General features: G+C 70.8%; 6 protein-coding genes and 1 pseudogene. All 7 read right to left on the minus strand.

The genetic code is table 11. The features are described 5' to 3' along the window. Window positions 1–5 precede the first annotated feature (5 nt). A complete protein-coding gene (locus ABZ374_RS40720; protein WP_360322009.1) occupies window positions 6–605 on the minus strand; it encodes a VOC family protein in 600 nt (199 codons plus the stop codon). Window positions 606–705: 100 nt separating this feature from the next. Next, on the minus strand, window positions 706–2,481 hold the full coding sequence (locus ABZ374_RS40725; RefSeq protein WP_360322012.1) for an FAD-dependent monooxygenase: 1,776 nt from the start codon (window positions 2,479–2,481) through the stop codon (window positions 706–708). Between the two features lie 303 nt (window positions 2,482–2,784). Further along, entirely contained in the window at window positions 2,785–3,246 is a 462-nt protein-coding gene (locus ABZ374_RS40730; protein WP_360322015.1) for a tyrosine-type recombinase/integrase, read from the minus strand. Window positions 3,247–3,632: 386 nt separating this feature from the next. After that, complete coding sequence (locus ABZ374_RS40735; protein WP_360322018.1) at window positions 3,633–5,399, minus strand: alpha-L-fucosidase; 1,767 nt, start codon at window positions 5,397–5,399, stop codon at window positions 3,633–3,635. 297 nt (window positions 5,400–5,696) lie between these two features. Continuing rightward, window positions 5,697–6,803 carry an acyl-CoA dehydrogenase gene (locus ABZ374_RS40740; RefSeq protein ID WP_360322021.1) on the minus strand — a complete coding sequence of 369 codons (1,107 nt, stop codon included), beginning with the start codon at window positions 6,801–6,803 and terminating at the stop codon, window positions 5,697–5,699. Window positions 6,804–7,827: 1,024 nt separating this feature from the next. Next, entirely contained in the window at window positions 7,828–8,748 is a 921-nt protein-coding gene (locus tag ABZ374_RS40745; protein WP_360322023.1) for a serine/threonine-protein kinase, read from the minus strand. 261 nt (window positions 8,749–9,009) lie between these two features. Further along, window positions 9,010–9,624: pseudogene (locus ABZ374_RS40750) on the minus strand (hypothetical protein); the annotation flags it as partial.

The following is a 9,624-nucleotide window of genomic DNA, read 5'->3' on the forward strand; positions in this document are numbered from 1 at the left end:
GCGCATCAGTCGGCCGACACCGGGTGGGCGGGGCGGTCGGAGCCCAGCGCCGCCAGCGGGTGGCTCATCTCGGGGCCGGCCAACGCCCAGGTGCGGCCGGTGAGCACCGTGGTGGGGGTCCCGCCGGCGTAGTCCGTCAGGAGTCGCTCGGGGTCGAACGCCGGTCCGATCGGATCGGCGGTGAACTCCGGCCCGGCCAGGTACTCGTTCACCTGCGCCGTGGTCGCGAAGACGTCGATCTGCAACTCGACCAGGTTGCCGTCCGGGTCGCGGTAGTACAGCGAGGTCGTGGGGCCGTGCGCGACGCACACGTGCGGACGGATGCCCGCCTCGCGCAACTCCACGTAGCGGTCCAGCAGATCGGTGAGCGAACCGAACGTGTAGGCGGCGTGTTGCATGCCCACGGTCAGCGGGGTGCGCTCGGTGAGCTCGATCGGCGCGCCGATCAGCGCGAGCCGGTGGTGCTCCTCGTCGAAGGTCAGGAACGTCACCTGGTCGGTGCGGTGCACGACATGGGCGCCGAGAACCCGGCAGTACCACGCGCACATCTCGTCCTTGCGATTGGTTTGCAGCACCACGTGCGCGAGGCGTTGGTTGGCGGCCACGATCGAACTCCCTGCTGTGCGAATGAAGAACGGACGAAATCGAACGAAAAGCTGGGCGGACCCGCCGTGTTCGCGGCGGGATCCAACGGCCGGCGGAGCATCAACCCCGGCTCGGCCGGGGGCTCTTCGCGAGTACTCGGGAGAGCACCGAGACGAGGTCGGCCCGCGTCCCGGGGTCGGCGTGCGCGCTCCGGAAGGCCACGTGGCCGTCGGGGCGCACCAGGACGCAGCCGGTGGGGCCGACCCCGTACAACTCCTGCCAACCACCGCCCTCGTCCGCCAGTTCGGCGCCGGGGCCCACCCGGTAGGCGGCGATCTCCACGCCCAGGCACGACTCCGCCTGCCGGGCGGCGGCCAACCAGTCCTGCCCCAACGGGCCCGCCAGCAACAGGAATCCGCCCCGCACCAGGTCGACCGAGGCCAACCGCGTGCCGTCGGGGGTGCGGAACCACGTGTGCGGCGCGAGCGCGCCGGGGCGGGCGTTCGCGACGTAGTCGGTGATCGTGGAGCGCCGCGCGAGCGTGCCGTCGGCGACCACGCCCGCCGACGAGTAGGTGTAGCCGAACACCTGCCCGCGGAAGAAGAAGTGCTCCCGTTGCGCGGGGATCCCGGCGGCCAGCCGAGCCCGCAACGCGTCGCCGTCCGGCTGCCCTTCGGGCTCCTCGATGGCGGACAGCGCCGCCGCGTCGGTGAACATCGCGCCGGTGGCCGCCATCCGCTCGGCGTTGCGCATGCTCTGCGCGGCATTGAACTCGGCGACCTCCATCCGCTCCGCCTCGTAGGTGTCCAACAGGCCGTCGCCGGCGTGTCCGCGCAGCACCGCGGCGAGTTTCCAGGCGAGGTTGTGCGCGTCCTGTACACCGGTGTTCATCCCGAAGCCGCCGGTGGGCGGGAACCGGTGCGCCGCGTCGCCCGCGAGGAACACCCGCCCCGCGCGGAACCGTTCGGCGATCGCGATCTCCAGCGTCCACGGCAGCGTGCTGCGCACGTCGACCTTCAGGTCGGGCACGCCGACCGCGCGACGCACGATCTCCGCGCAGCGCTCGGGGGTGTACGTGTCGCGGTGTTCCCGCTCGGGGTCGAAGGCGAAGTTGTAGGTCCAGCGGCCGATGCCGTCCAGGGTGATGAAGGCGCCCTGGGTGTCCCCGTTGAGGATCCACCAGACCAGGTAAGGCCGTTCGCGGGCGAACTCGGTCAGGTCGGCATGGAAGTAGACGTTGATCAGGTGGCCGGCCGGCGCGAGCGCGGCGGCGCGGATGCCCAGATGCTCGCGGACGGGGCTGCGGGCGCCGTCGGCGGCGACCACGTAGCGGGCCCGGAGCGTTTCCACCGACTCGCGGGCGGCTTCCCCGCGGGCCTGCCGGAGTGTGGGCTCGGGCGCCGGCTCGGCGGTGCCCGGTCGACGGCGCACCGTCACGTCCACGCCGGTCTCGTCCTGTTCGACGCCGATCGCCTCGACGCCGAAGTCCACCCGGATCCCCAGTTCGCGCACGGCAGCGAGCAGGATCGGTTCGAGGTCGTCCTGCGGACACGAGAGCGCCGGCTCGCTGGAGTCGGCGGAGCCCCCCGCGGGTTCGCCGGGCTGCTCGTCCGCCATGATCCGGCCCAGTTCGAGGCCGGCCATCCGCGTCATCCAGCCGATGCCCACGGCCCGCTCCACCGGCAGCGCGGCGGCGCGCACACGCTCCGATACGCCCCAGTCGCGAAAGAGCTCCATCGTCCGCGCGTTGACCACGTGTGCCTTCGGGTGCGTCGAGGTCGACCCGCGGCGCTCGACGACCCGGGTCGTGACCCCGAGCCGCCCCAGTTGCAGGGCGGTGGCGAGACCGACCGGTCCGGCACCGATCACGAGTACTTCCACCTCTGGACTGTCCATCGTTGCGCTCCCCGGAGTTCGCCGTGTGAGGACTTCACGGTCACATGACTTTGACTTCGAGTCAATGATTCTTTGACTTGGAATCAAAGTCGCGGAAACATACCTCGGGTAGTGCTGCGGCGGACCCGCCCCGGAGCGGGCACAGGCCGCTCACCTGCGACGGAGCAGGTGGGCCCGGTCGCGATGGGGCATGCCTTGACTTGGAGTCGAGGGGGCGCAGATTCGAATCCTGACCCCGACAGTGCTCAAGAGGCGCCGACAAGAGCAAAAGCCCAGGTCAGCGCCTCTTGTAGGTTTGAACACTCACCGGTTGGACGCATCACCCGAGACCTCTTGGGGACCATGTGGGGACCAGCCCGGGTCCAGATGCACCTGAAGCGCCTCCGAAGCGTCGGCAACCTGCCGGAGTTCGGGGTGCCGATACCGCTGCGTCGTCGACAACGATCCATGCCCGGCGATCTTTTGCAGCACGTGCACGGGGATGCCCGCGTCGGCCATCCAGGTCAGCCCGGTGTGCCACAGTCCGTGCCGTACCAGGAACTCGCAGCCCCGGGCGGCGACAACCTCGTCCCAGTGCGTGGCGTCCCGCAGGATTGCCGTGGTGATCCGCCCTCCCCTCGGCGCGGTGAACAACCGCATCATCGGGTCGGCATCCACGAACACCCCGGCGGGCGGGGGCCGCTGGGGGAGATCACCGCGGACGACCACCGAGGCGACGACCGGGTCCAGACCTTCGAGGACACCACTCCGGTCGAGTTGGTCCACGCGTTCGTAGCCGCCCGTGCGGGAACCCCGGCTGCGCGGGCAGGACTCGAGCCGTACACGCGAACAGCGTGTGCGGCTCTCGCCGTTCCGGTCAACGCTACGACGAGAAGGGCCCGCCTCCCGACGCCCTACCAACGAACCATCGCGAGAAGTCCTCGAAGCGCTCGCATCCCGCGAACGAACGCGGTCTGCAATACGCTCCGCCGTTCGCCTCACGTCGCCCCGGTCCGGGGCCGCCGACGCCGGCCCCGACTGTTCGGGGTGGGCAGGGAGCAGTCGGCGGGGTCGGGTGTGTCCGGGGTCGAGCGGGCGAACCGGGAGGTATTCGTGGGCCCGGATCGCCGAACCGACCCGTTGCCGTGCCGGTTGGGCGCCGTTCGCCCGGTTCAGTCGATGACGTGGCCGAGGGGGCCCTCCAGAACGTAGCGACTCGGATCCTCGCAGCCTGGATCGGTGGTGACCAGGTGTTGGCGGGTGCCGGGGCTGAAGCACCGGTAGAGGGGAACCATGCCCGTGACCCGGTCGCGGTAGACGTGGCCGAGGAGGCCCTCGAAGGAGTAGTGGCTGGGGTCCTCGCAATCGGATTCGGTGGTCACCAGGTGATCGTTGGTGCCGGGGCTGAAGCAGCGGTAGAGGGGAACCGTGCCTGCGGCCTGGTTGCGGTGGACGTAGCCGAGGGGGCCTTCCAGGGAGTAGCGGCTGGGGTCCTCGCAGCCGGATTCGGTGGTCACCAGGTGGTCTTGGGTGGCGGGGTTGAAGCAGCGATAGAGGGCGACGGGTCCGGAGCGGTCGGCGACGGTGAGTTCGATCGCGGTGTCGTTGGCATCCCAGGTTCCCGGAATCGTCAGGGTCACCCGGTTGATGTCCCGGTCGAGCGCCACCGGTGTGCCGTCCTTGACGAGGGAGGCCGCGGAAAAGACCTTGCCGTCGCGGGGCAGCGGGAGGACGAGGGTGCGTCCGGCGGGCGGGTTGAGGACGTGGAGGTATTCGGTGCGGTCGTCGGGTGATCTGGTGGCCACACCCCAGGGCAGGTCGGTGATGCGGGTTCCGGGTTTGGTGGGGTAGGAGGTGCTGGGTCGGGTGCCGAGGACGGACTTCTTGATCGGGTCGATCCAGGCACCGACTTGCCGGAGTGCGGGCATGACGCCGGGTTCCCAGCCGCCGCCGGCGTAGGGGCCGGCCGCCCAGGCCGTGCTGCCGCCGTCGGTGTTGGTGGCAGCCTCCAGGACGGTGTAGCGGAACAGGCTCCGCGGCCCGTACTTCACGGAGCCGCCGGTCTCCGACGCCCACCACGAGGTCCCGGTTCCACGCAAGGTCGCCGCCACCGGCTCGGCGCGGCCGGGCCACAGGTCACCGTCGGACTGCGCGAACTCGTCCTGGCCGAAGTACTCCTTCATGCCCTTGTCCAGGCCGTACAGGTTGCCGTAGTCATTCTGGATGAGGACGGCGCGCGGATTGACCGCCTTGATCGTGGCGCGCAGTCGGGGGTAGTCGATGACGGTCTGGCTGTCGCCCTGGGGGCTTCCCTCGTCCATGTACAGGCCGTCGATGCGCGCGCCGTAGCGTTGCATCAGCTCCTGGTAGACATCGTTGACGAACGCGTTCCAGGTGGGGCGGTCGAAGTCCGCTCCCGGGTTCCAGGGCTGGTCGGGCGGGTGGGGTTGGGTGCCCCAGCCGGTCCTCTGCCTGTCCGCGGCGGTGAACTCCATGCCGTCGCGCGGATGGGTGTAGAGGTAGACGTGGATGCCCTTGGCCTTGACCGCGGTGATCATGTCCGCGATGAGGTCGCGGTCGACGCGGTGGTCGGGCAGGCCCCAGTCCAGCATCTTCCGGCTCGGATACAGGGCGACCATTCGGGAGTGCCAGGCGGTGAAGACGATGTACTGCACCTTCGCGGCGGCCAGATCGTCGGCGAACCCGGTCGCGTCGAAGCCGTTCGCCAGGGCGTCGGGGTCGGCGACGACCGCGCCGCCGGGATTCACCGTGAGGCCGGGCACGTAGTGAACGAAGAGACCGTACTTGTGATCGAGAATGTTGGTCGTTCCGTCGTCCGCATAAGCCCGTTGCGTCGGGAAGGGCCCCACGAGGAGGGCCGTCAGCAGGGCCAGGGCGATGAACAGGCCCGTCGTCCTCCGCCTGCCGGATAAGTACACGAGCAAATCCCTTCGTGTGGTTGCAGGGCTTGCGGGAGCAGCAGGAGGCGGTTACCCACGCGACGGCAAACGGTGCACGGCGAGGGTGACATGGATCCGCCGGCGTCCCGCCCCGGTCGCCGATCCGTGGGCGCCACGGGTCCGCGTCCGTGCGGTACGCAACGCCGGGAATCGACGGCCGGCCGGGGACGCACGCAACGACTCGGAGCGTGGCGACGGACTCGGGCAGCGTTCACGGTCCGTCGTCGGGTGCGGTGCGCGACCGCCGGTCGGGGCCCGGGCCGGGGCTGCTCGCGATCAGGTGAGGGTCAGGGGCGCGTCGAGCAGGTACGCCGCCAACGGGCCGGTCATCCGGGATCGGGTCGGCGCGCACAGGGCGAGCGCGTCGGCGACACCGGCGAGGTGGGCGACCTCGTCGGCGTCGGCGGTGTCGAGGCGGCCGAGAAGTTCGACCGCGCGCGGGACGATCCGGGCCAGGGCGTCCTGGACGCCGTAGCGCACGTACAGCGCGTGGGCGAGTGTCGCGTCGTCCGGGTCGCCGCCGTCGATCCGCAGGGCGACACCCTCCACCGCGGACATCGCGCCTTCCGTTTCCACCAGCAGGGCGATGCGTTCGGACTCGGGCACCCCGCCGTCGCGCAGCACCCGTTCGACCAGCGCGTCGACGGCCCCGACGTGGGCGACCGTGGCCAGCAGCTGGTACAGGGCGAAGCCGGCCGTCAACACGGAGTCCAGGGGTTTGTCCAGGGCCGAGGCCCGCACCAGGAACTCCGGGGCCACCACGACGTCGTCGAGGGTGACCCGCTCCCCGTCCGTCCCGTCGACGTTCACGCCCTCGCTCTCCGCGGGCACCAGCACCACCGCCGACTCCCGGCCCCCACCGTCGGTGCGCTCGATCGTGACACCGGCAACGAGCATGTCCATCGACCGGGCCAGGGCGCCCACGCACGTGGCACCGGTCACTCGTACCCCGTCCGGTGTCACCTCGGCGGTCATCGACGGCGCCAGGACTGCGCCGTCGGGACCCTCGTAGGGGAAGTCGCACGCCACGAGGCTGTTGCCACCGGCCAGACCCTGGACGAGATACGACTCCACGCCCCCGTCGTCGACGGCGGCCAGGCCGAGCAGGACCGCCACCGAGAAGTGATGCACGGCGCAGGTCGCCGCCAGCGACGGCGACCTGCCGGCCAGCGCGCGCTGCACCCGCACCGCCTCCACCGCGCTCGCCCCGCGCCCCCCGTAGGAGGCCGGAACCACCAGCCCGGGGCCACCGCCGTCGCGAAAGAGTCCGATACCCGGTCCCGCCGGATCCTCCAACTCCCCCGCCGGCACCGCCTGCAGACTCTCGTCCAGCCCCGGCAACAACTTCGCCGCGGCGGCCCGCTCCCGCTCCAGAAAACGCATGTCCCCCACTCTCCCCCGCGGCGGCCGGTCGGCCGGCGGCTCGAACCGTCCACGACGCCCGTGCGGCGCGCGGCAGTTGCCACACCTACCGGGGCCGCACCGACCCCCGGAGGGCAATGTACCCAGGCGGCGTCCACGGACACCGCCCGTTCCGAGCCGGCCACCCCGGAAGCCGTGGTCCACGCCCCTGCCGCCTGGCACGGATGCGATCGGGTGGCACTCGACGGCCTGGCTCGCGGAGCCGGGGCGGCGGCGCCCACCCCGCCGATCCCGCAAGCGCGGTCGCGGTCGCGGTCGCCGAAGTCGTCCGCCGCGGCGCGGTGTACGCGACGGTGTGACCGGGGTCGATGCCGAAGCGCTCACGTCTACCGCGACCGGGTCACGGGCACCGATCCCCGTTGCCTCGGCCCCGGCACCCGCCAACACCTGGCGACCACCGATCCCGGCTGGAAGACCCGGCCGCTACACCCTCGAGGGCCCCTCGGCACGTCATCGACTGAACCGGGTCTTTGACCTCCGACGCGTCGCACGACGCCTTCGGCCCCTGGCCCGTCGTCCACGCCCGCGCGTGCAGCCGCGCCGTCGATTCGTCGGCGACCGCCCCGAAGTCCCGCCGTTCGTCGTTCCGCCGGCTCTCCCCGGTGTGGGTGCGTGTCGTTGCGTCCCGCCCGCCGTACCCGGCGATGCGGACAGGACCGCGGTGCCCGACTCCGCCCTGCGGTCCATCGTGGGCCGGGTTCGTTCACGGGGCCGCGCGGCGTCGCATGGCCTGGATGTCCGACCTTGTGTCAGCCAACCTTTTGGCGCGGCTGTGGCGTCGAAAACGCCTTCCGATACTGGCACTTGGCCACCGCGAAGCACTCACCGATCGCATGTCCGTGACGCTCCCGGAGGAGACGCCATGCCGCTTCCCGATCAAGAAGGGCCATGGCCCGTTGTTCGAGTTGTCATGTGCGGCCAGGGCGATCGGTCGCGCGGTGCCTTCGCCGTACGACCGTTCCGCGTCTCGTTGCCCTTGCAGCGATCAGGATGCGACTGTCAGGGCAGCTTCCACATTCGGTTCACGAGGGGGTTGACGGCGCGTACGCGTGGCGGTGGCGTCGAGTCCTTGGGTGCCGGTGTCGTGTAGGGCGAGCGTCGCGCGCAGGAGCCGGGCTGCGGTCGCCGCGTCCGGGCGTGCGGAAGGAAGCTTGGCCAACAGGGCGGCCAGGAGTTCGCCCAACGGTCCCGCGTGCGGTGCCGACGGCGGCGGACTCGTACGGAGGGCCTCGTTGATCTCGATCCATGTCCGGCCGGGGTAGGGCGGATGTCCCTCCACGGCGGCGTACAGCGTCGCACCGAGGGCCCACAGGTCGGCCGGCGCCTCCACCGGGTCGCCGGCCAATTGTTCCGGGGCCATGTACTGCAGGGTTCCCATGATGACGCCGACACTGGTCAACGGACCCGAGGCATCGAGGATCCGGGCTATGCCGAAGTCCGTGATGACGGCGCGGTCCCCGTCCATCAGGACGTTGTCGGGCTTGAGATCTCGGTGGACGATCCCGGCGGCGTGCGCGTGCGCAAGCGCGTCTGCGACATCCGCGCCGAACGCGGCGACCCGCCCCCGATCGAGCCGGCCCTCGTGGGCGATGAGTGCGGCGAGGGATGGCCCGGGCAGTAACTCCATGACGATCCACGGCACCCCCTCGTGCAGCGTCACGTCGTGGACGGTGACGATGCCGGGGTGACGCAGTCGGGCCGCAGCCTGTGCCTCGCGCATGGTCCGGGCGATCTGCCGCTCGCGCGCCGTGCTCGGCAGGTCGTCCGACAACAGGACTTCCTTTACCGCGACTTCGCGGTCGAGGCGCTCGTCGCGACCGCGCCAGACCCGGCCCATCGCGCCCGCTCCGACTGCTTCGAGCAGTCGGTAGCGTCCATCCACCAGCAACCCCGTGACTCCCGTCATGGCGATCACCGTACGACAACGCACCCCAACCGACGGTCGACAATGACCTGCAGCCTGGGGCCGGCCGTCTGTCGACTGGCACGTGCCCAGAGGTCCAAGTCGGCCCACCACTCTGGCAGGGAGTCGGTCCGTGACGGGACCGACTCCCGTGGCCGGTCGTTATACCGGTGGAGATCACGTATTGCTCGGTGTCGTATTCCTGGGCGCGACCGGCCCTGAAATCGCTGTCATTCCCCGCTGAGACAAAGGAATATCGCGCAGTCACCTCGGAGGAGTGGGGCGGGGGTCTCGGACCGTCGGGTGCGACCCGAATCCTTGGCGTTTGCCGCTGAGATCGACGGTGAGGTCGAGGCGTTCGCAGGGTTGGCCCCGGTCGGGCTCGCAGTCGTCGGGGCAGAGGTAGAGGCCCGGTTCTCCCGAAGCTACGGCGAAGTGACAAGTAGCAGGCGGGGTCGGGGACTTCGCCGGCTTGGAGGGCGGCGAAGTCGGCGGGGCCTTCTCGGCAGCTTCGGGGGACGCCTCGCGTTTGGCGTACTCGGCCAGTGCCCGGTGGATGCCGGCCACCGAGGGGTTGTGCCCCTTGCGCTTGCCGGTGGGGATGATCAGGTCGGGCCGGATCTGCTCGACGGACTCGCCGTTCGCGCGGCGCCGCAGCACGGTGTGCGGCATGTCGTCGGTGACGACCGGCGGTCGGCCGCCGTGCCCGCCCTTGCGAGAGGCGGTGTCGAGCCCTTCCGGTGTGGACTCGCGGATGTTCTCCCGCTCGGCACCCTGCGGGACCTGGCAGCTCAGCCGGCGCGCGCGGTCCACCGCGGCGGCGTCCACAACCGGGCACCGGCGCCGCCGACCTGGATCAGCGTTCCGGTATGTCGATCC

Origin of the sequence: Embleya sp. NPDC005971, from assembly GCF_040629175.1 — a bacterium.
GTDB lineage: Bacteria > Actinomycetota > Actinomycetes > Streptomycetales > Streptomycetaceae > Embleya.

Bases quoted from the DNA above. Each gene is read 5' to 3' on its own strand.
- ABZ374_RS40725 (WP_360322012.1), bottom strand. From the start codon at position 2,481: ATGGACAGTCCAGAGGTGGAAGTACTCGTGATCGGTGCCGGACCGGTC.
- ABZ374_RS40740 (WP_360322021.1), bottom strand. From the start codon at position 6,803: ATGCGTTTTCTGGAGCGGGAGCGGGCCGCCGCGGCGAAGTTGTTGCCG.
- ABZ374_RS40745 (WP_360322023.1), bottom strand. From the start codon at position 8,748: ATGACGGGAGTCACGGGGTTGCTGGTGGATGGACGCTACCGACTGCTC.